The organism is Citrobacter sp. UYEF32 (assembly GCF_040546205.1).
GTDB lineage: Bacteria > Pseudomonadota > Gammaproteobacteria > Enterobacterales > Enterobacteriaceae > Phytobacter > Phytobacter diazotrophicus.
The window spans coordinates 433973-457620 of the sequence record NZ_JBEPNI010000001.1 but is presented as its reverse complement, the minus strand read 5'-3'; the positions used below and the strand labels follow the sequence as shown (position 1 = coordinate 457620).

Below are 23648 nucleotides of genomic sequence, written 5' to 3'. Positions count from 1 at the left end.
ATGTTTAATGTGCGCCGCAATACTGCGTGAACGACATGCTCTATGACGTGAGAAAAACGGGGAGATTGCCTTTTCTTATCGGCAACGCTGCTTTCTTTGAAAACAGCCGCAACGATCACGCTATGGATTATCGGGCTTCGCAAGGGTAAGGACACCAGCCACCATGAATTTGACTAAAAATTGCACACATGCAGCCTCTGATGTTATATTAAAATATAATAATTGGAGGTGTTCTATGTATATCGCTCGCCTTAAAAAGGTTGGAGGATCCGTCATGCTGGCGGTTCCTCCTGCCGTATTGAAAACCCTGGGGCTGTCGACGGATAGCGAAGTGGGTATGACCATTGAGAATGGCTGCCTGATTATTGAACCCCAGAAACGGCCACATTACTCGCTTGAGGAATTGCTGGCGCAGTGTGATCCGCACGCCGAAATAAGCGAAGAGGATCGGCAATGGATTGATGCGCCTGCGGCGGGCAAGGAGCTTCTGTAAATGGACAGAGGGGAGATCTGGCTCGTTTCACTGGATCCGACCACCGGGCATGAACAAAGCGGAAAACGTCCAGTGCTTATCGTTTCTCCCGCGTCATTTAATGCACTCACCCGTTTGCCCGTTGTTGTTCCGGTCACCAGTGGCGGAAACTTTGCCCGAGCGGCGGGTTTTGCCGTCTCACTGGACGGTGCGGGAACGAAAACCACGGGTGTGATTCGCTGCGATCAGCCCAGAACCATTGATATGGACGCCCGAAACGACAAGCGTCTGGAACGTATACCCGATGCTGTCGTGAATGAAGTGCTGGCCCGACTGGAAGCCATTCTGAGTTGAGATTTTGCGGCAAGGCAGGGAAGTTTGCTGAGCGTTACATCATCGAAGCGAAATGCCAAAAGCCCGACGCTCGGTACAGAAGAAATATCAGGGACCAAAAAAGCAAAAAGCCTGCTCGTAAGCAGGCTTCTTAAATTTGGCTCCTCTGACTGGACTCGAACCAGTGACATACGGATTAACAGTCCGCCGTTCTACCGACTGAACTACAGAGGAATCGGTGTGGAGTCGTATCTTAGCGGCGAAAAAACTTTTGTCAAACCTGATTTCAGGCGGTTTTGTGCAACTGCCGCAAATCACGGCAGTTTGCTGTAATTAACAACAATTTTTTGGAAATGCTTTGCAGGATCACGAATTCTACCCCATCATTTGAAATGAAGTTTCATCTTTCTCACTAAGGTCAATTTTGAACGTCGTCGCCCCGATACGCCAGGCTATCATGCGCACGCCATGGTACGCCAAACGCAAGAGCTACAAGGTCCTGTTCTGGCGCGAAATCACGCCGCTCGCCATCCCTATCTTCCTCGAAAACACCTGCGTCCTGTTAATGGGTGTGCTCAGTACCTTCCTTGTCAGTTGGCTCGGTAAAGAAGCCATGGCGGGAGTGGGGCTGGCCGACAGCTTTAACATGGTCATCATGTCGTTTTTCGCCGCGATTGACCTCGGAACCACCGTTGTCGTGGCATTCAGCCTCGGCAAGCTCGATAAAAAGCGGGCGAGGGCGGCAGCGCGGCAGTCGCTGGTGATCATGACCCTGTTCTCCATTATTCTGGCGGCGGTTATTCACTACTTCGGCACGCAAATCATCGACTTTATCGCCGGGGCGGCCACGCCGGAGGTCAAAGCGCTGGCGCTGACCTATCTGGAACTCACCGTGCTGAGTTATCCGGCGGCGGCTATTGCGCTCATCGGTAGCGGCGCGCTGCGTGGGGCCGGGAACACCAAGATTCCGCTGTTGATAAACGGCGGGATGAACATCCTCAACATCATTATCAGTAGCATCCTGATTTACGGCGCGTTCTCCTGGCCGGGGCTGGGTTTTGCCGGTGCCGGGCTGGGGCTCACTATTGCCCGTTATATCGGCGCGATTGCCATTATCTGGGTGCTGATGATTGGCTTTAACCCGGCGCTGCGCATCCCGCTGAAAAGCTATTTCAAGCCGCTGAACTTCGCCATTATCTGGGAAGTGATGGGGATTGGTATTCCGGCGAGTATCGAGTCGGTGCTGTTTAACGGCGGGAAATTGCTGACACAAATGTTTGTCGCCGGGATGGGGACCAACGTTATTGCCGGTAACTTTATTGCCTTCTCCGTCGCCGCGCTGATTAACTTGCCCGGTAACGCCTTGGGCTCGGCGTCGACCATCATTACCGGTAAGCGACTAGGCAAGGGGCAACGCAGCCAGGCCGAACGACAGCTACGCCACGTGTTCTGGCTGTCGACCATTATACTGACGCTTATTGCGTGGGGCACGGCGCCGTTCGCCGGGCTGCTGGCGTCGTTCTATACCCATGAAGAAGATGTAAAAGAGGTGGTCAAGACGCTTCTCTGGCTGAACGCCGCGTTTATGCCGATCTGGGCCGCTTCCTGGGTGCTGCCTGCGGGGCAGAAAGGGGCGCGCGATGCCCGTTTCGCCATGTGGGTGTCGATGCTCGGTATGTGGGGTTGTCGCGTGGTGGCGGGCTATACGCTCGGGATTATGCTCGGTATGGGCGTCGTCGGCGTTTGGCTTGGGATGGTGCTCGACTGGGCGGTGCGAGGCGCGCTCTTCTACTGGCGAATGGTGAGCGGCCGTTGGCTGTGGAAATACCCAAAAGTACCGCGAGATCACACGTAACCGCTTCATTTTCCCGCAGAGTGGAGAATAAATCGGCAAACGGACATTTTTGTGAAAACAGCCTTTGACAAGGGCAGGAGGCCTCGTTAATATGCGCCTCGTTCACACGATTCCTCTGTAGTTCAGTCGGTAGAACGGCGGACTGTTAATCCGTATGTCACTGGTTCGAGTCCAGTCAGAGGAGCCAAATTTGAAAACCCGCTTAAGGCAACTTAAGCGGGTTTTTGCTTTTCCTGCTTCCTCCACTTCGCGTTTATCTGCGCCGTTCCAGCAGCACGAAATAGACGATGGTCATCGCCAGCACAATTAACAGCAAAATCAGCGCGGCGGCGGCCCCTTCGTTGAGCGACAGCCCCAGAAACGCCCGGCGATAGGCAAAGAAGCTCAGCACTTCGGTGGCATTCCCCGGCCCGCCACGGGTCAGGATATAGGGCAGGTCGTAGGTGCGAAGTTCGTTAATTAACTGAATCACAATCGCAATTGCCGAAACCGGGCGCAGCATCGGCAGGGTGATATACCAGAACTGTTGCAAGCTATTTGCACCGTCAATTTCGGCCGCCTCGTACGGGTCTTTAGGCAGCGACGCCAGCCCCGCAGCGAGGATCAGCACCACGAATGACATCTGCTGCCAGACATCAATAAACACCATGCTCCAGAACGCCAGCGTAGGGTTACCCAGCCAGTCGACGCCCGGCAGGCCAACGCTTTGCAGCATATGGTTGATAATCCCAAGGTTCGGTTGCAGCAACATACGCCAGATCAGCGCCACGCTCACCGGCGACATAGCCATCGGGATGGTCAGTAAGGCGAAATAGACCGGGCGGGTTTTCACCACCCGGTTGAGCATCAGGGCGATACCCAGCCCGACAATAAACTCACCGGTTACCGTCAATAATGAGTAACGGATAGTCAGCCAGGCAGAGTGCCAGAAGGTATCGCTGCTCAGCACGCTGATAAAATTGTCCAGCCCTGCAAAAGGGAAGATCTCCGCATGCATCAGCGTATAGGACGAAAAAGCCAGTACAACGGAATAGATAACAGGGAAGCCGAGCACAATCGCCAGAGCCAGCAACCCAGGCAGGGCGAATGCCCAGCCTGTCACCCGGAATCTGTCTATTGTTAAACGGTACTTCGGTTTCACGCTAAATTCCTCAGCTAAAGCCATCTGCCGGCCCCCTTTGTCTTATTTCACCAGCAACTTATCCAGTTGGTCGGATGCATTTTTCAGCGACTTGTCGACGGTATTTTCGCCACTCGCCAGCAGGGACAATTGTGTCCCCAGAACATCTTCATACTGAGCGGAATAGGAGAAGACCGGGAAGGACTTACCGGACGCCACAATATTTAGAGCGTCTTTATAGTAAGGATACTTTTTCAGTACCTCGGCGTTTTCATAGACATCGGAACGAACAGGCGCGTGCCCCTGCAATGCGCGTGCGGTAGTGACCTCTTTACTCTGCACCCACTGAATAAAGGTCCAGGCGGCCTGTTTCTCTTTATCTGAGACGTTTTTCGGAATGCCCCAACCCCAGCCGCCGCTCTCCCCGTGACCACCAGGAACGGTTGTCAGCGCGAGTTTACCGGCCACGGCAGGGCAGGCGGTGGCGTTATCCAGTTGCGGCAGCATCCACCAGTAGGTCAACATACTGAACGCTTTACCGCTGCACATCAGACGCACGGTATCGTCGAGGGTGGCGGAAAGCGCACCGGTTTGCGCGGCATTCTTGATGGCATCCGCATACAGCGTCATCGCTTTGTTCCCCGCCGGGCTGTTCAGTGCGGATTTACCTTTGTCGTCTACGTAAGCGCCGCCGCTGGAGAACAGGTAATTCGAGAACTCCATGCTGTTCGGATCGCCGCGCTGCCCCTGCATAGCCGCCCCGGCCATGTCAATGTTCTTCTTGATAAATTTGGCAAGCGTAACGTACTCCTCCAGGGTTTTGGGCTGCTCAAGCGGTTTTTTAAACTCGGCCTGATAGGCGCTCTTTATTTTCTCATCCTGCAACACATCCGTGCGGTAAATCAGCCCCATGGAATAGTTGTACATCGGGATCAGCGTGGTTTTATTAGGCGTCACATTAATGAGCGACACGGTGGCCGGAATAAAGGCCGACATATCAAAGTTAGATTTTTTCACATCCGGCGTGAGATCAGTCAGCCAGCCGGCTTTACTGAATTCCCCCGCCCACAGAAAATCCACTTCCAGCAGGTTGTAATAGCTCTGCGACTGAATCAGTTGCGATACCAGCTTGTCATGCATATCGCCGTAACCGATTTTCTCGAACTGCACTTTGATGTGGTACTGCTTCTCAAAATCAGGCAGCATTTTTTCAATGATTTTCGTTTCCGGAACATCTTCCATCAACGCACGCAGCACTACATCTTCCGCCCGAACGGACGCCGAAAGGCTAAGGACTATCAGACCCGATAACAATGTGACTTTCTTACGATTCAACATAATTAACTCCTGGAGAAGGTGCCGGAGTGTTAACGGCGACAATTTTCTGTCTGGATGGCATGACTTTACTTAACACCGCCGAAGGTGAGACCTTTGACGATGTAACGCTGAATAAAATGTGAGGCGACCATCAGTGGCAGCACGGCCAGCACAATGCCTGCCGAAACCTTGCCAATCTGTACACCGTTCGAGGTCTGTAGCGCGGCAAGCGACACCGGGACCGTGGCGGTCTCTGGCCCGCTAAGCACCAGGGCAAAAAGAAACTCATTCCACGACAGGATGAAGCCCAGCACGGCGGAGGCCGCAAGACCCGGCAGCGACACGGGCAGCACCACATGCCAGAAAGCGCCCCAGGCGGTGGCGCCGTCGGTCATCGCGGCCCACTCCAGATCCACCGGGATCCCTTCGAAAAAACCCATCAGGATCCAGGTCAGAAATGGCAGATTTAACGCGGCATAGACCAGCGTCAGCCCGAAGAGCGAGTTGGTCAGCCCAACGGTTCGCAGCATGGCAAAGGCAGGTAACACAAGTGCTACCGCTGGCAGCATCTGGGTCGCCAGCATAATAAAGCGCGCCGCTTTACCGCCCGTTTTAAAGCGGGCAAAGGCATAGCCGGTGGCGGCGGCAAACGGCAGGGCGAGGACAACCGACCCGGTGGCGACAATCAGGCTATTGGCGTAATGACGTAAAAAACCGTTGTTCTCAATCAGCGAGCGGAAGTTTTCCGCGGAAAACTGCGGGAAAATATCGCTGCTATAGGCCATCGATTCCGGCACCAGGCTGGTTCTCACAATCCACAGCACCGGCAGTAAAATTGAAAGACAGGCCAGCACCAGCCCGGTATGCAATCCAATTTTTCGTAGCATGTTCGCTCCTCACGCGCCTGGGGTGTCAGCGTTGTCCGGTGTTTTACGGCGCTCAACCACATCTCCGCTGCCAGGGTGAAACAGATGCAGTGAGTTGGGATCCAGCCAGATGCTGAGCGTCTGGCCCACCTTCGGGTGCGTATGATGATCAAGGCGGATCACCACCGGCACTTTACCGAGCGTGCCGCTGACAATGTTTTCCGCGCCCAGCGCTTCCACCCCGCTGACGGCAATTTCCAGCGGGATCCAGTCTGGTCTGCGTGGGTGGGCGTGAAAATCTTCCGGTCGCACGCCGAGGGTCATCTGTTTTCCCGCCAGGCTTTGATAGTCGGCGGCCATCCAGCCCGGCACCGGGAGCTGTGGGCCGTCGGACAGTTGCAGGCTGACATCCATGCCCGTTCGTTGCACAAGACAGGGAAGAAGGTTGATGGACGGAGAGGAGAGAAAACGGGCAACAAACGTATTTACCGGGTAGTTATAGACTTCCAGCGGAGTCCCGCACTGGATCAAATGGCCATCACGCATGATGCAAATGCGATCCGCCATTGTCATGGCCTCTACCTGGTCATGGGTGACGTAGACCATGGTTTTGCCCAGCCGACGATGAAGCTTGATCAGTTCACTACGCATCTCGCCGCGCAACTGAGCATCAAGGTTTGAGAGGGGTTCATCTAACAAAAAGGCCTGTGGTTCACGCACGATAGCGCGGCCCAGGGCGACGCGCTGGCGCTGCCCGCCGGAAAGCGCGGCCGGTTTGCGGTGTAATAGTTTATCCAGCCCCAGCATTGCAGCGCTCTCGGCCACTTTACTGTTGATGACGTTGCCCGGCACGCCACGCATTTTCAGGCCGAAGGCCATGTTTTCGGCGACGGTCATGTGCGGGTAGAGCGCATAGCTCTGGAATACCACGGCGATATTGCGATCGCGCGGTGCCACATGACTCACGTCGCGCCCGTCGATTAACAATGTGCCATCGGTAATGCTTTCAAGTCCGGCAATCATGCGGAGTGTGGTGGACTTTCCGCAGCCGGAAGGGCCAAGGAAGATAACAAATTCACCATCCCGGATGTGCAAATTCACATTACGGACGCTGTGCTGATTGCCGTTGTAGGATTTCGACACGTTCCGTAATTCAATGGAGGCCATATTGGGTTACCTCTGTTACGTGTTGCCCGTCCTGGGACTGGTGACATCCATGTTCGGTTTTGTTCGAAATGAAGCAGCTTTGTTCACAACGGCGTGTTGTCAGCCCGTATACACCCCGCCGGTCACGTTGACGCCCTGACCTGTCATAAAACGAGCGGCGTCGGAACTCAAAAAGGCCACCACTTCGGCGACATCTTCGGGCGTTTCCAGGCGGCCAAGCGGCGTCTGGCGAATGTAATCATCAATGACCTGTTCAGGCGTCATGCCGCGCAGTTGTGCTTCCCACTGTACTTCGCGGCTCTGCATGCCGGTTTTAACGAAACCCGGACAGACGGCATTCACGCGGATCCCGTCAGCGGCCAGTTCCCGTGCCAGCGCCTGAGTCCAGCCGAGGACGGCAAACTTGCTGGCGGAGTAGTGGGCCAGCAGCGGCGCGCCAACTTTGGCGGCAAGCGACGCTGTGTTCACGATAGTACCGGATTTGCGCGCCACAAATTTGCGTGCGGCAATCTGATTAGTAAGAAAAATACCCCTGGTGTTGACGTCAAAATTAAAATCCCACTCATCATCTGTTATCGCCAGGGCTTTTTGCATCGTTGATACGCCCGCGTTGGCGATCAGCAGATCATAGTCCCCCAGCGTTTTGTCTACCCAGCCAAAGCCTTCTTCAACGGACGCACGTAAACGAACATCCAGATGAAACGCCACCGTGTTCGCGCCGAGTTCGGTGGCGGCTGCCCAGGCGGCTTCTTCGTTGATGTCTCCAATAGCGACCCGCATGCCCTGGCGAATCAGATTGCGGGCGATGGCATAACCAATACCCGTAGCGCCGCCGGTAACAATCGCCACTTTACCTTGCAGGTCCGGATAGTGTCCGGACGTCAAATGTGATGTGTGCATGTTCTTTTCCCCTGTGTTGATGATTATTTTTTACACCAATATAACGAACACAACAAAACATATTTCTTATGATAAAAACAATTGCGATCACAAATTTTGTTTTGTATGTTTGTTTTTGTTAACTTCAATGTTCGGAGTCAGCCGATGACGCACAACGACGCTCTGCCTTTTCAGCCTGACGCCCCCGGATCCGGTGCGCGTTTACGCCGTTCGGCTGCGTCGCGTCAGAGTGAAGTCATGCAACTGTTGGTTCAGCAAGGTGCGGTATCTGTGCCGGATCTGGCCGTGAAGTTCGCCGTTTCCGAAATGACTATCCGTCGTGATTTGATGGAGATGGAGCAGAAGGGCAGCCTCTGCCGTACGCATGGTGGGGCGGTTTTGCCGCAGAGCGCAAGCGCAGTGGCGATTGACAAAGTGGAACCGAGTTTCGAGTCCCGCCTGTTGCAAAACCATGAGGCTAAGTTGCGCATCGCGGCGGCGGCGGCAGAGCTCGGCAAGAAATTTCGCACACTGGCACTGGATGTCGGTAGCACGACGTTTCTTGCCGCACGTTACCTCAGCCAGTGTTCACATTTGAAAATTTTTACGAACAGCCTTCGCGTGGCGCATGACATTGCCCCCGCGAAGGCGGAAATCTACCTCGCGGGCGGGCGGATGCGCCCGGATGAAATGTCGACCGGCGGTTCTGCGGCGCTACAGCAGTTTTCCAGCCTGTGGTTCGACATCACCTTTATTGGCGTCTCTGGTCTGACCGCCGAGGGAATTTATGACTACGCCTTTGAGGATGCGGAACTCAAACGTCTTTATCTCAACCGTTCCAGCCTGAAAGTGGTGCTGTGTGACGCCAGCAAGTTTCAACGAATGTCGCTGGTACACCTCGCCACGCTGAGGCAATTCGACATCCTGATCACCGAACAGGCACCACCGCCCGCGCTGGCGGCGATGCTTGAGGCGGCAAATATTGATGTGATCATCGCGCCTGCGTTGCCGAAAGACGCGTGATCGCTTTTTACCATGACATATCAGCCAACACCGGAGAAAGTTATGATCTTTGAATTTTTGGGTAATAAGAAAAAAGCGGTTATCGCAATGGCCCATATTGGCGCGCTGCCTGGCGCGCCGCTGTACGACGCTAAAGGTGGACTCAATAAGCTCATCGACGATGTTCTCAGTGATGTAGAGAAACTACAGGCAGGTGGCGTGGATGCGATTATGTTCGGCAACGAAAATGACCGTCCTTATGTGTTTAAAGCGTCGCTGGAAGGCGTTTCGGCCATGTCGGCTGTGGTACAGGCGGCGAAATCGATATTGAAAGTGCCGTTCGGCGTGAACTACCTGTGGGATCCTAACGCCAGTGTCGCCATTGGTGCTGCCACCGGGGCGAGCTTCGTGCGTGAAATTTTCACCGGCGTGTTTGCTTCTGATATGGGGATCTGGGAGCCGGATTGTGCCAGCGCGTCTCGCCTGCGCCGCAACCTGGGCCGTGAAGATATGAAATTGCTCTTTAACATCAACGCCGAATTCGCCCATTCTCTGGATGCGCGCCCCATCGAACTGCGTGCGCGCAGCGCCATTTTCTCGTCACTGGCAGATGCCATTCTGGTGTCCGGACCGATCACCGGTGAACCGGCTGAACATTCTAATCTGCGCAAAGTCTGTGAAGCGGTAGAGGGCGTTCCGGTTTTTGCCAACACCGGCACCAACATCGATAACGTCACCGACATTCTGAGCATTGCCAGCGGTGTGGTCATCGGCACGCACTTTAAGGTCGACGGGCACACCTGGAATCAGGTCGACGGGGATCGGGTAAAACGCTTTATGGATGTGGTCGAAAAGCTGCGCTAAACATAACCCCTGGAACGGGAGGATAAGATGCAGTATCTGTTAGGCATTGATATTGGTACAACCTCAACCATTGGCATCCTGATCGGCCTGCCCGATAAGGTGCTCGGTACGGCCTCCCGCCCGGTCACGCTTTTCGCCCCGCACAGCGGCTGGACGGAGGAGTCGCCGGAGCAGTGGTGGGCGAATGTCGGTGAAATTTGCCAGCAGTTGCTCGCACAAAGCGGCATTGCGGCGAGCGAAATCTGTGGCATTGGCGTGACCGGGATGTTGCCTGCCGTGGTTTTACTGGATAGCGAAGACTGCCTGCTGCGTCCGAGCATTCAACAGAGCGATGGTCGCAGCGGCGCACAAGTGCAGCAGATGCGCTGCGAAATGGACAGTCAGCAGTTTTTAGAGCGCGCCGGAAACGGTATTAACCAGCAACTGGTGGGAGCGAAAATCCGCTGGATTGAACACCATGAGCCGGAAGTGTTTGAACGTATTGCCACGGTGTTCGGTTCCTATGATTTTATTAACTGGAAGCTCACGGGTGAGAAAATCATCGAGCAGAACTGGGCGCTGGAGGCGGGTTTTGTTGATATCAGCAACAATACGCTGGATGACGAACTGATTGCCTTTGCCCATCTTCCCCGCTATGCAGTCCCCCGTCTGGTCCGCTCTCATGACATTATCGGCGCGGTTACCGCGCAGGCGGCGGCCTGGACCGGGCTCAGTGAAGGCACACCGGTGATTGGCGGGGCGGCGGATTTGATTGCCTCCGCGCTCGGCGCGGGGGTGACTTCGCCTGGCGAAGTGCTGCTCAAATTCGGCGGCTCGGTGGATATTCTGACCGTAACGCAAACCGCTACCCCTGACCCGCGTCTGTATCTGGATTATCACCTTGTGCCGGGTTGCTACATGCCCAACGGCTGTATGTCGACCGGCGGTTCGGGGCTGAACTGGTTTGTGCAGAACTTCGCGGCGCAGCATGAAGCGGCAGCACGTGAAAAGGGCATGAGTATCCATCAGTACCTGGACGCGATGGCGGAAAACCGCCCGGCGGGCAGTGACGGCCTGATTTTCCTGCCCTATTTTCTGGGGGAGAAAACCCCGTTACATGATCCAAATGCCCGGGGCATCCTGTTTGGCCTGACGCTCAGCCACGACGCGGGGCATATCTGGCGCGCGCTGCTCGAAGCCTACGCCTATGCCATCAAACACCATATCGACACACTGGTTGACATCGGCTATCCGGTAAAACGCTACATCGTCTCTGATGGCGGTTCGGCAAGCAAACTGTGGATGCAGATTGTCGCCGATGTGCTGGGCGAGCCGCTGACTCGCCTGGATGGGCACCCCGGTTCTTGTCTGGGGGCCGCCTGGACGGCGGCGATGGGTGTCGGGGTATCGACAGACTGGAAGGGAGCCAGCGCGTGGGTCAACCTCAAAGATGTGATTACGCCACGGCCTGAACATGCCGATGTTTACCATGAGGGATATCCGCGTTTCCGCCAGCTCTATGAAGCCTGTCGTCCACTGACCCGCCAGGAGACACCATGAAATTTACTGCCATTGCCTGGGACGTTGACGGCACGCTGGTCGATAGCGAACCACTTCATCACCGGGCACTGCTGGCTGTCTGCCATCGCTTCGGGTTGGATCTGAGCCATATTCCCGAGACGCGCTTTTACGGTGTGCACATTAACGATGTCTGGCTGGCCTTGTGCGCAGAACTGCCCGCCGATTTGGACCAGTCCGTGTGGCTGGCGGCGATTGAAGACTACTACCATGACCACCGCCACGAACTGGTTGCTATTCCCGGCAGCCGCGAAACCATCCGCAAGCTGGCGGCGAAAGGTATCAAACAGGCCTGCGTGTCGAATTCGTGCCGACGGATAGTCGAGGCGAATCTTGAGGCGCTGGGTGTGCGTGAGTTTATTGATGTGGTGGTGACGCTGGATGATGTACACCATGGCAAACCGGCGCCCGAACCTTATCAACATGCGCTGGGGGCGTTTGGATTGCCTGCGGCGGCGGTACTGGCGGTTGAAGACAGCACGACCGGGATGCGCTCGGCGCAGGCCGCCGGAATGCACGTCGCGTTTTATGGCGCGTCACCCGCCTCTGAGCAGGGGGTAACAGAAATCACCTCGCTGACGCGGATCCTCGACTGGTTTTGATTCGCACAGTTTCGCGCGGGAAAGGGATGTTCCGCGCAAGGAAATGAACACATTCGAACAAATTGGGTTTTAAATGACACCACTTCCCCTTAATATTGTGAGCTATATCGTTTAAGCCCCTCCACCCGAAACAGAGTATCTATCGTTATGTCAGCTAAACCCGAGATTCAGGCCCGTTATCTTCCTCAGGAACGCAAAAAGCGGATCCTTAACATGCTGGTCGAGCAGGGGCGCGTGACAGTGGTGGATATCTCAGCGGAGCTGGCGGTCTCGGAGATGACAGTACGCCGCGATCTCGCCGAACTGGAAACCGAGGGTAAACTCAGCCGGGTACACGGTGGTGCGGTACTGACCGAAACGGTCAGCCAGCCGATTATGGACCCGCTTCCGGCGCATTTTGACGCTCGTCTTTCCCTTCATCGGGAGAGCAAAATGCGCATTGCCCGCATGGCTGCTGAGGTGGCCGGGCGCTACCAGAGCGTTGCGCTTGATATCGGCACCACAACCCTGTTTATGGTCGACGAGCTGGTGAAGCATGAGCGTCTGAAAATCTTCACCAACAGTGTGCGCATTGCCCATGCGCTGGGCCGCTATGCGCAGGCACCGGAAGTCTATCTGGCAGGGGGGATGATGCGTGATGACGAGATGGCGATTGTCGGGCCGTCTGCCATTGAGCAGTTCCAGCAGTTCTGGTTTGATATTGCGTTTATTGGCGCATCGGGCATTACCAGTCAGGGCATTTACGATAGCGCACTGGATGAGACGGAAATGAAACGGGTATTGATTCGCCGTTCCGGCTTTAAAGTGCTGCTCTGCGACTCTGCAAAATTCCAGCATATGTCGCTGGTGCAGGTGGCGCAGTGGCAGGATATCGATCTGCTAATAACAGATAGCGCACCGCCTGCGGTACTGGCGACCGCCCTTGAACTGGCGAATGTGCAGGTGATGATTGCACCCTGACCGTCAGGCCAGGCGTTGTATGACGGCCTCGGGTGAGGCTTCGTTCAGTAACGCCCGCACGCCCTCTACGGGCAGCGCTTTTGAGAAATACCAGCCCTGCGCACGGGCGCCGGGAAACTCTCGGGTGATACAGGCCAGTTGTTCCGCGAACTCAATCCCTTCAAAGATTAACCGGTAAGGTCGTTCATACAGCGCCCTGCACATACGCAGGGTTTTTTCTCCGTGTAGAGTCTTTGCGCACAGTGCCTGAGTCAGGGATTTATCTATTTTGACATCCGTTACGGGAAGGCTGAGCAGCCTTTCATGATTCGAACAACCTTTACCAAAATCATCCAGCGCCAGGTGGAAGCCGTGCTGTCTGAACTGTGTCGCGTTAGTCATGAGCGCCTGGGTATCGTTGCAACTGACCTCGGTTATCTCCAGCACGATGGACGAGGCATTGAGCTGATGACGCGCAAGTTCATTAAGCAGCGTGTTCTTAAATGAGATTGAATTCAGATCGCCAGGTGTGATGTTCAGGTTTAATAACAGTCCGTGCCGGGCTAATAATGTCGCCATTTCGGCAATGGCTTTTTTAATTACGTAGAGCGAAACGGTACTCATCAGGCCATTTTCAACGGCGAGCCCGATCAACGTTTCCGGGCAGACTCGTCCGAATCGCGCATCACGCCATCGCAATAATGCTTCAAACCCGACAATCTTTTTTGTGCAGGCTGAGTAAATAGGTTGGTAGTAAAGGTTGATATTATTGGCAAGTAAGGCATGCTTTAATCGGCAAAGCATCGTTAGCTCCATATTAAGCACTAATGCTTCTTTTTGTGATAACAGGCAATAAATTCATACAGTTCCAGTTTACTGTTCAGGTCGAATTTATTCATAATATTCTTTTTGTGACTAATGGCCGTTTTGTAGGTAATACCAATACGATCCGCGATATCGTTCATGCCCATGCAGGCATGTAAGCCATAGGCAATTTTCTCCTGGGTAAAAGAGAGGGCTCTATAGTTACAGTTAATACAGGAATAGGCGCATTTTCCCGCACCTTTGGCGCGCTCTTTTGCCGCAGGGTTGCCATGAATCGCTTTGACGATGGCGTCGTAAACCACAGCCGAACGCTCTTTGCGGAGAAAGAATTGTGCGTCTTTGATGCAGTCAGGCAGGATATGTCTCGCTGGAATCGTATCGCCGGCGACAAAGATAAAAATCTTCCCTGACTTTTTCCTGTTAATTAAGTCTCTAAAACATAAGTAATATTCTCCCGCACATACGGTCATGAAAATAAAATCTGCTTTATGAATATTCTCAACGCTAAAATCCCAGGAAAGAGAAGGCGAAGAGACATTGCATTCTTTAATAGCGTCACGAATTAAACCGACGATGCCAGTAGAGAATAATGTGTCATTATCAATATTTATTAAAAATTTCATTCCCTTGTAACCTCGGGGCATCCTGGTATTGGCTGGTTTATTCTATATACCTGAATAAAACAAAAGCAATAACTCTCTCATAATCTTAAGGAAAATGAGAATTTGTTAATTTGACTTAGGAAAAATCCTAATGAATATTTAAATATCAGTCGAGGTGTTAATGCGGAAACACAATACCATGCTATTAGTAAGGCTATGTCAAGAAAGGTATGTGATTGATGTATTTTATACGCAATATTAAATAGTGGCGGTAAAGGAGACGTGCAAATAACCTTTGAATAAAAATAAGGATAATTCTTAAAACGGTTAAACCTGCCATTACATTAAAGCCTGCATATTAAACATATGCAGGCTTTATATTGTTTAACCCATATATGTGCACACGGGGGCCGTCGCGGCATCCAGCCATGCTCGCGCATCACTGTCGACCAGCGGTGAAAGCGTGTCGCGAACCTGCTGATGGTAGGTATCAAGCCACTGTTTTTCTTGCTCCGAGAGTAGCGACCACTCCACCTGGCTAAGATCCACAGGCACCAGCGTCAGCGATGTGAAGCGGCAGAATCCGGGTTGGCTTTCTACGACTTCCACCTGGTTTTCAATGCGAATGCCGTAGCGATCGGCCAGGTAATAGCCCGGTTCGATGGTCATGATATTCCCGGCGACCAGCGGCCATGGGTTGACCTTTTTGGCAATGCGATGTGGCTGTTCGTGAATCAACAACTGGTGTCCCACACCATGCCCGGTACCGTGGTCGAAATCGAGGCCTAATTCCCAGAGCGCGCGGCGGGCAAAGGCATCGATCTGGTGCCCCTGCGTGCCGCTCGGGAACTGCAGCGTCAGCATCGACAAAAAGCCTTTCAGTACGGCGGTATAGTGCAAACGCTGTTCATCAGACAGGGGGCCAAACGACAATGTGCGCGTGGTATCGGTTGTGCCATTGCGATACTGACCGCCTGAGTCATTCAGGTAGAAATTACTGCGGGTAATGGCGGCGTTGGTGGCTTCGCTGGCGTGATAGTGGCACATTGCGGCGTTGCTGGCAGAGGCGGAAATGGTACTAAAGCTCTGCTCAATGAAACCGGCCTGTTGCTGGCGGAAAGTGAGCTGTTTTGCCTGTGCTTCCAGTTCGGAAAGCGGGTTGCCTGCGGCCTCACGTGCCGGGACTTCACGCGCCAGCCATGCCAGGAAGTTAACCCACGCCGCGCCATCCTGACGGTGGCTGTCGCGATAACCTTCCAGCTCAACGGGGTTTTTGTGCGCTTTGATAAGCGTAATGGGGTCCGCGTGCCAGACCACTTCGCCGCCATTGTGCTCGATAGCAAAACGCAGGGCGACCGGGGCGTAATCGGCGTCCAGCATCACTTTCTTGCCAGCGGCCGCTTGCTGACAGTGGGGCAGAAAATCGGTCCATGCGGAGATCCGCAGGGAAGATTTCAGGTCATCCGATAAGGCATGCGTTTTCGCCGCATCGATAAACCACTCCATCTCTCCGTCACGGCTGAGCAGGGCGAATGAGTGAGCGACCGGGTTCATCGCCACATCCGAACCCCGAATATTTAAAAGCCAGGCGATGTTATCCGGCTGGGTGATAGCCAGCAGATCGACACCTTCTTTAGCCAGCACCTGAGCAATGCGTGCACGTTTCGCCTCGCTGCTTTCACCGCTGATTTCCGGTGGCATTTCGCGGATTGCACCGCAGGGGGCCGGCGGGCGGTCGTGCCAGATGGCGTCAAAGGGATCATTATTCAGCGCCACCAGTTCACAGTGGGTCGCCTCCAGTGCGGTAAACTGGCTGTTGACCATCAGCAACGGTTCAAAGGCGATACGACTGCCAGCGGGCAGCGAGTCGTTAAGCCACTGCGCCAGCGGCTCATTGTGCAGATGGTGGATCTCAAATGCGTTGAGATCGACCTCCTGGCGAACCTGCACCTTGTAGCGTCCGTCGACAAACATCAGCGCCCGGTCACGGAGGATCAGCGCCAGGCCCGCCGAGCCGCTAAAGCCGGTCAGCCAGGCCAGTTTATTATCGTGCGGCGCGCAGTCTTCACTCTGGTAGGCATCAGCGCGTGGCACAATCATGCCGTCGACATCCATGGCCGCTAGCTGTGTACGCAGTGCTGCCAGCGGTGTTGGGGTTTGCATAAGAATCCTTCCTTATTGTTAGCGGAACGGGGGTTCGTTAAAGGTGCGCAGTTTACGTGAATGTAACCGATCACCTTCTGCCCGCAGCAGGTCAATGGCGCGAATACCAATCTGCAGATGCTCGGAAATCGCCCCTTCATAAAAACGGTTGGCCTGACCCGGCAGCTTGATTTCGCCGTGCAGCGGTTTATCCGAGACACACAGCAGTGTGCCGTACGGCACGCGAAAGCGGTAACCCTGGGCGGCAATGGTGGCGCTTTCCATGTCAATTGCCACCGCGCGACTCAGGTTAAAACGCAGCGCAGACGCGGAATAACGCAGCTCCCAGTTACGGTCATCGGTAGTGACCACGGTGCCGGTACGCAGGCGCTGTTTGACTTCTTCGCCGGGCATGCCGCTCACCTCTTTGGTGGCATCGTACAGCGCACGCTGCACCTCGGCGATACTCGGAATGGGGATATCCGGGGGCAGTACGGCATCCAGTACGTGATCATCTCGCAGATAAGCATGCGCGAGCACATAGTCGCCAATCGACTGGCTTTCACGCAGGCCGCCGCAGTGGCCAATCATCATCCATACATCCGGGCGCAACACCGCAAGGTGGTCACAAATGGTTTTCGCGTTTGACGGACCGACGCCGATGTTAATCAGGGTGATGCCCTGACCGTCGGCGGTGATGAGATGCCAGGCCGGCATCTGGTGTTTTTTCCACGCCAGATCGGAGATGGCCTCTTCCGGGGCATCGGTATCAGCGGTGACCCAGTGGCCACCCGCACAGGAGAGGGCAACATAGGGACTTTCCGGGTCCAGAATCTGGCTGCATCCCCAACGGACAAACTCGTCTACGTAGCGGGTGTAGTTGGTGAATAGCACGAACGGCTGGAAGTGCTCCACCGGGGTGCCGGTGTAGTGGCGCAGACGGGCCAGTGAGAAATCCACGCGGCGGGCATCGAAATGCGACAGCGGATAGAGCTCGGTAGGATGGAACAGACCGTCGGCGGTTTCATCGCCTATTTGCGCCAGTTCGGTGGTGGGGAAATGGCGGGTCAACCCGGCGCTCATTGAACGGTCCAGCGTCAGTTCCGAGCCGTCAATAACATACGGATACGGGATCTCATGTGCTGATAGCCCTACTTCAATATGTGCGCCATAGTCCTGGCATAGCAGCGTGAGTTGTTCGTGTAAATAGCTGCGAAACAGGGCGGGGCGGGTGACGGTGGTGGTGTAACAGCCAGAGTGGGTGAAACGGGCGTAAGCGCGGGTTTTCGGTGGGTTGGTGGCGCTGCCATCCCAACTTACCGACAGCTCAGGGTAGACGAAAAGGCCGTTGGCGCGTGCTTCATGCGTGGGTAGCGTGCCATCCTCGATATAACGGCTGATGGCTGCACGCAGGTTCGACACTGACTGCTCATACAGGGCTTCCAGTTGATCCAGTGCCTGTTCCGGGGTCAGATGTGCACCCTTTTTATTCATCATTAACTCCTTGTTTCACAGGTGTACGGCTGTAGACGATAGTATGTCACAGCTTTATGAAACAATAACTCCGGATGATGGGTTTCGGAGGATGCCTGTCTTCAATACCATTGCCGCGCGTTGAGTGCGCAAATCTAATGATAATGAGGCGTATGGCGAGAAGCCGGCGCGACAGGGCGCGCCGGGGTAACAGTTAGCCGTTGATTTTCACCAGCGTACGGCCCTGAATCTTGTTACTCAGGAAATCGGCGGCAAACGCCGGGGCCTGCTCCAGGCCGATTTCAGTGGACGCCTGCTGGTAGTAGCTCTCCGGCAACAGACTGGCCAGACGCGCCCAGACCGCGGCGCGTTCAGCGGTCGGCACCATCACGGAGTCCACACCCTGCAGGCGGACGTTACGCAGAATAAACGGCATCACGGTGGTGGGCAGATCGAAGCCACCCGCCAGGCCGCAGGCGGCAACGCAGCCACGGTAGTTTGTCTGTGCCAGTACTTTTGCCAGCACTTTACTGCCGACGGTATCGACGGCACCGGCCCATAGCTGTTTTTCCAGCGGACGGGTCTCTTCGAAATCGCTGCGCGGCAGAATTTCATCGGCACCTAACTGGCGCAGGAAGTCGTGGGTGGATTCACGGCCAGAGACCGCGACAACGGTGTAACCCAGCGCTTTCAATAGCACAACGGCGGTACTGCCAACGCCGCCGCTGGCCCCGGTGACCAGCACTTTACCGCTTTCCGGTTTCACGCCAGCTTCAACCAGCGCATCCACGCAGAGCATGGCGGTAAAACCTGCGGTACCGATAATCATTGCGTTGCGGGCGCTGAGCGCGTCTGGCAGAGAAACCAGCCAGTCGCCTTTTACACACGCCTGTGCGGCCAGACCGCCCCAGTGGTTTTCACCCACGCCCCAGCCGGTGAGGATCACCGACTGGCCGGGAACAAAGCGCGGATCGCGGCTTTCGCTGACGCGCCCAGAGAAATCGATACCCGGTACCATCGGGAACTGACGAACGATCTTCCCTTTGCCGGTGATCGCCAGCGCGTCTTTGTAATTAAGGCTGGACCAGTCGATGTCGACCAGCACATCGCCATCGGCGAGGGCGGGCAGAGCGATATCTTTTACGGCTGCCAGGGTTTTGTTTTCAATCTGTTCCAGAACTAAAGCTTTCATGACTGAGTTTTCCTCGTCTGACTGTGGTTTTCGGCGCAGGGCCGTGCTGTGCAGGTGTTATTTTTGAGTAATGCTGTACAAAAAGAATTCCCAGTACTGATTGAGCGGGTCGGCAGACTGGAACAGTTTGGCGCGCATCACGGCGCCTTCCCAGCCGGACCAGAACACCCGCGCCAGTTTTTCCGGCGAAGCATCCTGCGGGATAACGCCTTGCGCTTGCGCCTCTGTAAAGCAACGGGCGACGCGCGTTTCCCACTCTTCGAGGATCGCTTTTAATCGTTGGGGGAACGCTTCGGGTAAGAGGGGGGACTCCTGTAGTAGGTTGCCAACAAGACAACCGCGGCGAAACTGATATTTCGCCATCCCCTGACCCGCATGAAGCACAAAAGCGGCCATCCGCTCAAGCGGCGGAAGGGTACCATCAAGCAGGAATTTGTCTAATTTATGGGCAAAAAAGGAACCGTAGGCTGCAAGCACCGCCATGCCAAATTCCTGTTTGCTCTTAAAGCAGTGGTAAAACGATCCCTTCGGTACGGCGATATTTTTAATGACCGCATCGATACCCGCCGACAAATATCCCGTCTCCGTCAGCACCGCCAGACCCGAACGAATCAGTTCCTGGCGGGTGTCAGTAAACGCGCGTTCGACCTTTGGAGGCCTGCCACGCCGGGGTTTTTGCGCAACGACCGTTTCGTTACTCATAATTTAGACCGATTGGTTTTAATTGTCGCCAGCCTACGCGCAATCGGAATGCTTAGCAAGCGAAGCGAGGGGAATGGCTTTACGGTACATGAAGAAAGTCTGGAACCTTGCTTCCGGTTTTGGCTGTGATTAAGTGCGCTTCACCTGATTTTCTTTCACCTTGCAGATTATCACTTTGCGGCTATATAGCTTTTGGCCTATATTTATAAGGAAATCTTGTGTGGGAAATTAAAACAACGGACAGGTTTGATGAGTGGTTAATCGCTCAAAATGATCACACGCGTGCGAGCGTTTTGGCGGCGCTGATCGTGTTGCGAACGAAAGGCCCCGGATTGCCCAGACCCTGGGCCGACACGATAAAAGGGGCGCGCTACAGCAATATGAAGGAGCTGCGAATTCAGTGTCGTGGGGAGCCGATACGCGCTTTTTCGCTTTTGATCCCAGACGGGCGGCTATTGTGCTGTGCGCAGGAAGTAAAGCTGGAAATGAAAAACGTTTCTACGCCGAAATGATTTCGCGAGCTGAGCAGGAATATGCAAACTATCTGAAAATACCAGAGAAAGAGGAGTAAATATGGGCAGAACGCTGGAACAACTGCTTGCGGATGAAAAACCAGAGGTTGTGGCGCAGGCTGAGTCGATGGCGACTGAGACTCTCCTGAACATTCACCTGGCCGAACTGCGTGAGAAAGTGCAAAAAACGCAGGTGGAAATGGCGCATGCACTGGGGATACGGCAACCTACGGTGGCGGGAATGGAAAAACCGGGTCGCGATGTAAAACTGTCGACGCTTAAGCGCTACGTTGAAGCCACTGGCGGTAAGCTTCGTCTTGATATCGAACTGCCTGATGGGTCGCATTACGCCTTCGTTGTATAACCTGTGAGCATTAGCGAGACAGGGACAAAAAAGACTATGATTAGGCTACGCCTGTCGCGTCTGAGGAAAGGAAATCATGCGTCGTATTAAACTGTTTTATGGCCTTTTTATTTTGCTCGCCAGTCAGAGCGTGCTGGCGGTGAGTTACCCATTGCCGCCGGAGGGAAGCCGCCTGGTCGGCAGCGTGCAGGTCGTTACCGTGCCGCAGGGTAATACGCTGCCGCTGGAGGCCTTTGCCGCGCAGTACGGCCAGGGGTTGAGCAATATGCTGGAGGCCAATCCCGGTGTTGATCCTTTCCTGCCAAAAGCGGGTTCCGAACTGATTGTGCCGCAGCAGATCATTTTGCCCGACACGGTGCGTCAGGGCATCGTAGTGAATGTCGCTGAAATGCGCCTTTACTACTACCCCAAAGACAGCAATACCGTTGAGATCCTGCCTATTGGCATTGGTCAGGCCGGACGCGAAACGCCACGTAACTGGGTTACTGCTGTTGAACGTAAGCAGGAAGGCCCCACCTGGTCTCCTACGCCGAACACCCGTCGCGAATATGCCAAAGAGGGGAAAACCCTGCCTGCGATGGTGCCTGCCGGGCCGGATAATCCGATGGGGCTGTATGCTATTTATATCGGCAAGCTGTATGCCATCCACGGGACCAACGCCAATTTCGGCATCGGGCTGCGCGTCAGCCAGGGCTGCATTCGCCTGCGGAATGATGACATCAAATATCTCTTCGATAATGTGCCGGTGGGCACCCGTGTGCAGTTGATTGACCAGCCGGTGAAAGCGACCGTAGAGCCGGATGGCAGCCGCTGGGTTGAAGTCCACGAACCGCTATCGCGCAATCGCGCCGAGTTTGAATCCACCAATAAAGTGCCGTTGCCTCTGACGCCAGCGTTACATGCCGTCATTAAAGGCGAGGGTGTGGATGCGTTGAGGGCGGCTGAGGTGCTTGAACGCCGCTCCGGGATGCCAGTTAACATCAGCGAGTCCGCGCACAGCGCTGGTTTGAGTAAAGAACGGTTGTAAATCACAGATAAAAAAGCCCGCATCTGGGCGGGCCTGGCAGCATAGGTACTCAGGAATGCCCAATAAACGCAAGCGTAATTGGGCAAACTTGCTTATGCGGTGGTATTCACGTGACGACCAATTGACGGATTTGCCGGCACCTGAGGTATCTGATTAATGATACCGGTTGCCGTTGCCTCCTGGTTATCCAGCGCTTTTCTCAGGACAATGGTGCTGACCTGGTTCTGGAGGTTATAAGCACTGAGACTGGTCGATAATGATGCGATTTGCAATGTATCCATTTCGATCATCCTATTGTTAACAAACAAAAAATCTAACAGTGCGAGGACAAAGCCTCACAGTATCATCGGCATGTTCCGGTAAAACCTTAGAAAAGAATAAGTGCCCACTGCGGATTTGTCGAATGAACGGCGTGTGCTGCGCTGGAAAGCAAAAACCCGCTTAAGTTGCCTTAAGCGGGTTTTCAAATTTGGCTCCTCTGACTGGACTCGAACCAGTGACATACGGATTAACAGTCCGCCGTTCTACCGACTGAACTACAGAGGAATCGTGTGAACGGGGCGCATATTAACGATGCCTGATCGCCTTGTCAAAGGCTGCAATGCCTTTCTCGTTCTGTTTGTCGACTATTTCGACAATGCGCCTGCAAGATAGTCAGTCTGCCGCTTGTTTGCACCATCATGAGGCAGAGGAGTCTCTTATGGGGCATCGGGCAAACCACTGTTTCAGTAATCATATCCCCCCTGGTTATCAGAATCTCTTATTATCCAGCCTGTTAGCGATGGTCAGATGACTTATCTAAAACTGGCAAGCATATTGCAACTCCTCCGACAACATGACTGCCGGCGTTGGCACTGGTATTCCGAACAGGAGGCAAAATGAACTTAAGACGCCTGAAATACTTCGTAAAAATCGTCGATATCGGCAGCCTGACTCAGGCCGCTGAGGTACTTCATATCGCGCAGCCCGCGCTGAGCCAGCAGGTGGCTACGCTGGAGGGCGAACTGGATCAGCAGTTGCTGATTCGCACTAAGCGCGGCGTGACGCCGACCGAAGCGGGCAAGATCCTCTATGCCCATGCGCGGACTATCCTGCGTCAGTGCGAACAGGCACAACTGGCGGTGAACAACGTGGGGCAATGCCTGCGTGGACAGGTCTCCATCGGCCTTGCACCGGGCACGGCAGCCTCTTCTGTAACGATGCCGTTGTTGCAGGCGGTGCGCTCAGAGTTACCGGAAGTGACCGTATATTTGCATGAAAATAGCGGTACGGTACTGAACGACAAGCTCCTGAGTGGTCAACTCGATATGGCTGTGCTGTATGAGCGCGCACCCGGTTCCGGCATCAACAGCTTACCGCTGCTGAAAGAAGATCTGTATCTGGTCGGCACGCGCGATTGCCCAGGACAAAGCGTTGATTTGACAGCCGTTGCAGAGATGAACCTGTTCCTACCACGTGACTACAGCGCGGTGCGTTTGCGGGTTGACGAAGCGTTCTCATTGCGTCGCCTGACGGCAAAAATCATCGGCGAAATCGAATCGATCGCCACCCTCACGGCGGCGATTGCCAGTGGTATGGGTGTAACGGTGCTGCCGGAATCCGCCGCGCGCTCGTTGAGCAGTGCGGCGAATGGCTGGATGGCGCGTATTACCACGCCGTCGATGAATTTACCGCTCTCTCTGAACGTTTCTGCCCGCGGTACGCTCTCGCCGCAGGCACAGGCGGTAAAAGATATTCTTATGTCTCTGGTAAGCCGCCCGGCGATGGACAGCCAGGAGTTACAGTTGGTAAGTTAAGCGTTATTCCATTACGGAATAACATGCTGGTTTTTATTAT

23 protein-coding genes, 3 tRNA genes and 2 pseudogenes are annotated in these 23648 nt (G+C 54.6%); 14 read left to right on the top strand and 14 right to left on the bottom strand.

Features of this window, described 5'->3' with window-relative positions; genetic code table 11:
• Positions 1-235: 235 nt before the first annotated feature.
• Positions 236-493 carry an AbrB/MazE/SpoVT family DNA-binding domain-containing protein gene (locus ABIB59_RS02350; RefSeq protein WP_041851870.1) on the top strand — a complete coding sequence of 86 codons (258 nt, stop codon included), beginning with the start codon at positions 236-238 and terminating at the stop codon, positions 491-493.
• Positions 494-826 (top strand): type II toxin-antitoxin system PemK/MazF family toxin, encoded by a 333-nt coding sequence (locus tag ABIB59_RS02345; protein ID WP_071196348.1) that lies wholly within the window; start codon positions 494-496, stop codon positions 824-826.
• Between the two features lie 137 nt (positions 827-963).
• On the opposite strand, the gene ABIB59_RS02340 is transcribed toward ABIB59_RS02345, so the two are convergent.
• A tRNA-Asn gene (locus ABIB59_RS02340) sits at positions 964-1039 on the bottom strand.
• 6 nt (positions 1040-1045) lie between these two features.
• Here ABIB59_RS02340 and ABIB59_RS02335 point away from each other — a divergent pair.
• The 3 genes from ABIB59_RS02335 (at position 1046) to ABIB59_RS02325 (ending at position 2847) form a co-directional block, all read left to right on the top strand.
• The gene (locus ABIB59_RS02335; protein ID WP_222556193.1) at positions 1046-1138 is read left to right on the top strand and encodes a DUF5951 family protein; all 93 of its coding nucleotides are present in this window, start codon (positions 1046-1048) and stop codon (positions 1136-1138) included.
• Between the two features lie 88 nt (positions 1139-1226).
• A complete protein-coding gene (locus ABIB59_RS02330; protein WP_107224097.1) occupies positions 1227-2660 on the top strand; it encodes an EmmdR/YeeO family multidrug/toxin efflux MATE transporter in 1434 nt (477 codons plus the stop codon).
• A gap of 111 nt (positions 2661-2771) precedes the next feature.
• Positions 2772-2847, top strand: a tRNA-Asn gene (locus ABIB59_RS02325).
• 66 nt (positions 2848-2913) lie between these two features.
• Here ABIB59_RS02325 and ABIB59_RS02320 read toward each other — a convergent pair.
• From ABIB59_RS02320 to ABIB59_RS02300, 5 genes are all read right to left on the bottom strand, one after another.
• The gene (locus tag ABIB59_RS02320) at positions 2914-3825 is read right to left on the bottom strand and encodes a carbohydrate ABC transporter permease (RefSeq protein ID WP_107224098.1); all 912 of its coding nucleotides are present in this window, start codon (positions 3823-3825) and stop codon (positions 2914-2916) included.
• Between the two features lie 18 nt (positions 3826-3843).
• Positions 3844-5118, bottom strand: coding sequence for an extracellular solute-binding protein (locus ABIB59_RS02315; RefSeq protein WP_354033859.1), 1275 nt, complete (start codon positions 5116-5118; stop codon positions 3844-3846).
• A gap of 65 nt (positions 5119-5183) precedes the next feature.
• Positions 5184-5984 carry a carbohydrate ABC transporter permease gene (locus ABIB59_RS02310; RefSeq protein WP_079496379.1) on the bottom strand — a complete coding sequence of 267 codons (801 nt, stop codon included), beginning with the start codon at positions 5982-5984 and terminating at the stop codon, positions 5184-5186.
• Between the two features lie 9 nt (positions 5985-5993).
• Complete coding sequence (locus ABIB59_RS02305; RefSeq protein WP_052249324.1) at positions 5994-7130, bottom strand: ABC transporter ATP-binding protein; 1137 nt, start codon at positions 7128-7130, stop codon at positions 5994-5996.
• Positions 7131-7229: 99 nt separating this feature from the next.
• Positions 7230-8030 (bottom strand): SDR family NAD(P)-dependent oxidoreductase, encoded by an 801-nt coding sequence (locus tag ABIB59_RS02300; protein WP_052249323.1) that lies wholly within the window; start codon positions 8028-8030, stop codon positions 7230-7232.
• Between the two features lie 144 nt (positions 8031-8174).
• Between ABIB59_RS02300 and ABIB59_RS02295 the strand changes: the two genes are divergently transcribed.
• The 5 genes from ABIB59_RS02295 (at position 8175) to ABIB59_RS02275 (ending at position 12994) form a co-directional block, all read left to right on the top strand.
• Positions 8175-9032, top strand: a complete 858-nt coding sequence (locus ABIB59_RS02295; protein WP_317078865.1) for a DeoR/GlpR family DNA-binding transcription regulator — start codon at positions 8175-8177, stop codon at positions 9030-9032.
• Positions 9033-9074: 42 nt separating this feature from the next.
• Positions 9075-9875, top strand: coding sequence for a BtpA/SgcQ family protein (locus ABIB59_RS02290; RefSeq protein ID WP_071196353.1), 801 nt, complete (start codon positions 9075-9077; stop codon positions 9873-9875).
• A gap of 27 nt (positions 9876-9902) precedes the next feature.
• On the top strand, positions 9903-11414 hold the full coding sequence (locus ABIB59_RS02285) for an FGGY-family carbohydrate kinase (RefSeq protein ID WP_354033855.1): 1512 nt from the start codon (positions 9903-9905) through the stop codon (positions 11412-11414).
• Complete coding sequence (locus tag ABIB59_RS02280; RefSeq protein WP_041851863.1) at positions 11411-12034, top strand: HAD family hydrolase; 624 nt, start codon at positions 11411-11413, stop codon at positions 12032-12034. The genes ABIB59_RS02285 and ABIB59_RS02280 overlap by 4 nt, the downstream gene beginning before the upstream one ends.
• Positions 12035-12181: 147 nt before the next feature.
• A complete protein-coding gene (locus ABIB59_RS02275) occupies positions 12182-12994 on the top strand; it encodes a DeoR/GlpR family DNA-binding transcription regulator (RefSeq protein WP_071196356.1) in 813 nt (270 codons plus the stop codon).
• Positions 12995-12997: 3 nt separating this feature from the next.
• Here the strand turns inward: ABIB59_RS02275 and ABIB59_RS02270 are convergent, their stop codons facing one another.
• The 6 genes and pseudogenes from ABIB59_RS02270 to acuR all read right to left on the bottom strand — a co-directional run bounded on the left by ABIB59_RS02270 (position 12998) and on the right by acuR (position 19909).
• Positions 12998-13777, bottom strand: a complete 780-nt coding sequence (locus ABIB59_RS02270) for an EAL domain-containing protein (RefSeq protein WP_071196357.1) — start codon at positions 13775-13777, stop codon at positions 12998-13000.
• A 20-nt stretch (positions 13778-13797) separates the two neighbouring features.
• Complete coding sequence (locus ABIB59_RS02265; protein WP_317078868.1) at positions 13798-14421, bottom strand: helix-turn-helix transcriptional regulator; 624 nt, start codon at positions 14419-14421, stop codon at positions 13798-13800.
• 363 nt (positions 14422-14784) lie between these two features.
• Entirely contained in the window at positions 14785-16563 is a 1779-nt protein-coding gene (locus ABIB59_RS02260; protein ID WP_354033852.1) for an aminopeptidase P family protein, read from the bottom strand.
• Between the two features lie 18 nt (positions 16564-16581).
• The gene (locus ABIB59_RS02255) at positions 16582-18036 is read right to left on the bottom strand and encodes an AMP nucleosidase (protein ID WP_041851859.1); all 1455 of its coding nucleotides are present in this window, start codon (positions 18034-18036) and stop codon (positions 16582-16584) included.
• A gap of 193 nt (positions 18037-18229) precedes the next feature.
• Entirely contained in the window at positions 18230-19207 is a 978-nt protein-coding gene (gene acuI / locus ABIB59_RS02250) for an acrylyl-CoA reductase (NADPH) (protein ID WP_079496385.1), read from the bottom strand.
• Positions 19204-19909 (bottom strand): annotated as a pseudogene (gene acuR / locus ABIB59_RS02245) (acrylate utilization transcriptional regulator AcuR). The gene acuI and the pseudogene acuR overlap by 4 nt, the downstream one beginning before the upstream one ends.
• Positions 19910-20127: 218 nt before the next feature.
• Here acuR and ABIB59_RS02240 point away from each other — a divergent pair.
• The 3 genes and pseudogenes from ABIB59_RS02240 to ldtA all read left to right on the top strand — a co-directional run bounded on the left by ABIB59_RS02240 (position 20128) and on the right by ldtA (position 21812).
• Positions 20128-20480: pseudogene (locus ABIB59_RS02240) on the top strand (type II toxin-antitoxin system RelE/ParE family toxin).
• 2 nt (positions 20481-20482) lie between these two features.
• Complete coding sequence (proR, locus tag ABIB59_RS02235) at positions 20483-20785, top strand: transcriptional regulator ProR (RefSeq protein ID WP_071196363.1); 303 nt, start codon at positions 20483-20485, stop codon at positions 20783-20785.
• 76 nt (positions 20786-20861) lie between these two features.
• Positions 20862-21812, top strand: coding sequence for a L,D-transpeptidase (ldtA, locus tag ABIB59_RS02230; protein WP_041851855.1), 951 nt, complete (start codon positions 20862-20864; stop codon positions 21810-21812).
• 92 nt (positions 21813-21904) lie between these two features.
• On the opposite strand, the gene ABIB59_RS02225 is transcribed toward ldtA, so the two are convergent.
• The gene (locus ABIB59_RS02225) at positions 21905-22093 is read right to left on the bottom strand and encodes a YjfB family protein (RefSeq protein ID WP_041851854.1); all 189 of its coding nucleotides are present in this window, start codon (positions 22091-22093) and stop codon (positions 21905-21907) included.
• Positions 22094-22282: 189 nt separating this feature from the next.
• Positions 22283-22358 (bottom strand) — tRNA-Asn (locus ABIB59_RS02220).
• Positions 22359-22690: 332 nt separating this feature from the next.
• Here ABIB59_RS02220 and nac point away from each other — a divergent pair.
• A complete protein-coding gene (nac, locus tag ABIB59_RS02215) occupies positions 22691-23608 on the top strand; it encodes a nitrogen assimilation transcriptional regulator NAC (protein WP_041851853.1) in 918 nt (305 codons plus the stop codon).
• The last annotated feature ends 40 nt before the right edge of the window (positions 23609-23648 follow it).

What these genes read in the sequence shown, in the direction of transcription:
- ABIB59_RS02350 (WP_041851870.1), top strand. Translation starts at nt 236, where the DNA reads ATGTATATCGCTCGCCTTAAAAAGGTTGGAGGATCCGTCATGCTGGCG.
- ABIB59_RS02345 (WP_071196348.1), top strand. Translation starts at nt 494, where the DNA reads ATGGACAGAGGGGAGATCTGGCTCGTTTCACTGGATCCGACCACCGGG.
- ABIB59_RS02320 (WP_107224098.1), bottom strand. Translation starts at nt 3,825, where the DNA reads ATGGCTTTAGCTGAGGAATTTAGCGTGAAACCGAAGTACCGTTTAACA.
- ABIB59_RS02315 (WP_354033859.1), bottom strand. Translation starts at nt 5,118, where the DNA reads ATGTTGAATCGTAAGAAAGTCACATTGTTATCGGGTCTGATAGTCCTT.
- ABIB59_RS02310 (WP_079496379.1), bottom strand. Translation starts at nt 5,984, where the DNA reads ATGCTACGAAAAATTGGATTGCATACCGGGCTGGTGCTGGCCTGTCTT.
- ABIB59_RS02305 (WP_052249324.1), bottom strand. Translation starts at nt 7,130, where the DNA reads ATGGCCTCCATTGAATTACGGAACGTGTCGAAATCCTACAACGGCAAT.
- ABIB59_RS02300 (WP_052249323.1), bottom strand. Translation starts at nt 8,030, where the DNA reads ATGCACACATCACATTTGACGTCCGGACACTATCCGGACCTGCAAGGT.
- ABIB59_RS02295 (WP_317078865.1), top strand. Translation starts at nt 8,175, where the DNA reads ATGACGCACAACGACGCTCTGCCTTTTCAGCCTGACGCCCCCGGATCC.
- ABIB59_RS02290 (WP_071196353.1), top strand. Translation starts at nt 9,075, where the DNA reads ATGATCTTTGAATTTTTGGGTAATAAGAAAAAAGCGGTTATCGCAATG.
- ABIB59_RS02285 (WP_354033855.1), top strand. Translation starts at nt 9,903, where the DNA reads ATGCAGTATCTGTTAGGCATTGATATTGGTACAACCTCAACCATTGGC.
- ABIB59_RS02280 (WP_041851863.1), top strand. Translation starts at nt 11,411, where the DNA reads ATGAAATTTACTGCCATTGCCTGGGACGTTGACGGCACGCTGGTCGAT.
- ABIB59_RS02275 (WP_071196356.1), top strand. Translation starts at nt 12,182, where the DNA reads ATGTCAGCTAAACCCGAGATTCAGGCCCGTTATCTTCCTCAGGAACGC.
- ABIB59_RS02270 (WP_071196357.1), bottom strand. Translation starts at nt 13,777, where the DNA reads ATGCTTTGCCGATTAAAGCATGCCTTACTTGCCAATAATATCAACCTT.
- ABIB59_RS02265 (WP_317078868.1), bottom strand. Translation starts at nt 14,421, where the DNA reads ATGAAATTTTTAATAAATATTGATAATGACACATTATTCTCTACTGGC.
- ABIB59_RS02260 (WP_354033852.1), bottom strand. Translation starts at nt 16,563, where the DNA reads ATGCAAACCCCAACACCGCTGGCAGCACTGCGTACACAGCTAGCGGCC.
- ABIB59_RS02255 (WP_041851859.1), bottom strand. Translation starts at nt 18,036, where the DNA reads ATGAATAAAAAGGGTGCACATCTGACCCCGGAACAGGCACTGGATCAA.
- acuI (WP_079496385.1), bottom strand. Translation starts at nt 19,207, where the DNA reads ATGAAAGCTTTAGTTCTGGAACAGATTGAAAACAAAACCCTGGCAGCC.
- proR (WP_071196363.1), top strand. Translation starts at nt 20,483, where the DNA reads ATGGGCAGAACGCTGGAACAACTGCTTGCGGATGAAAAACCAGAGGTT.
- ldtA (WP_041851855.1), top strand. Translation starts at nt 20,862, where the DNA reads ATGCGTCGTATTAAACTGTTTTATGGCCTTTTTATTTTGCTCGCCAGT.
- ABIB59_RS02225 (WP_041851854.1), bottom strand. Translation starts at nt 22,093, where the DNA reads ATGGATACATTGCAAATCGCATCATTATCGACCAGTCTCAGTGCTTAT.
- nac (WP_041851853.1), top strand. Translation starts at nt 22,691, where the DNA reads ATGAACTTAAGACGCCTGAAATACTTCGTAAAAATCGTCGATATCGGC.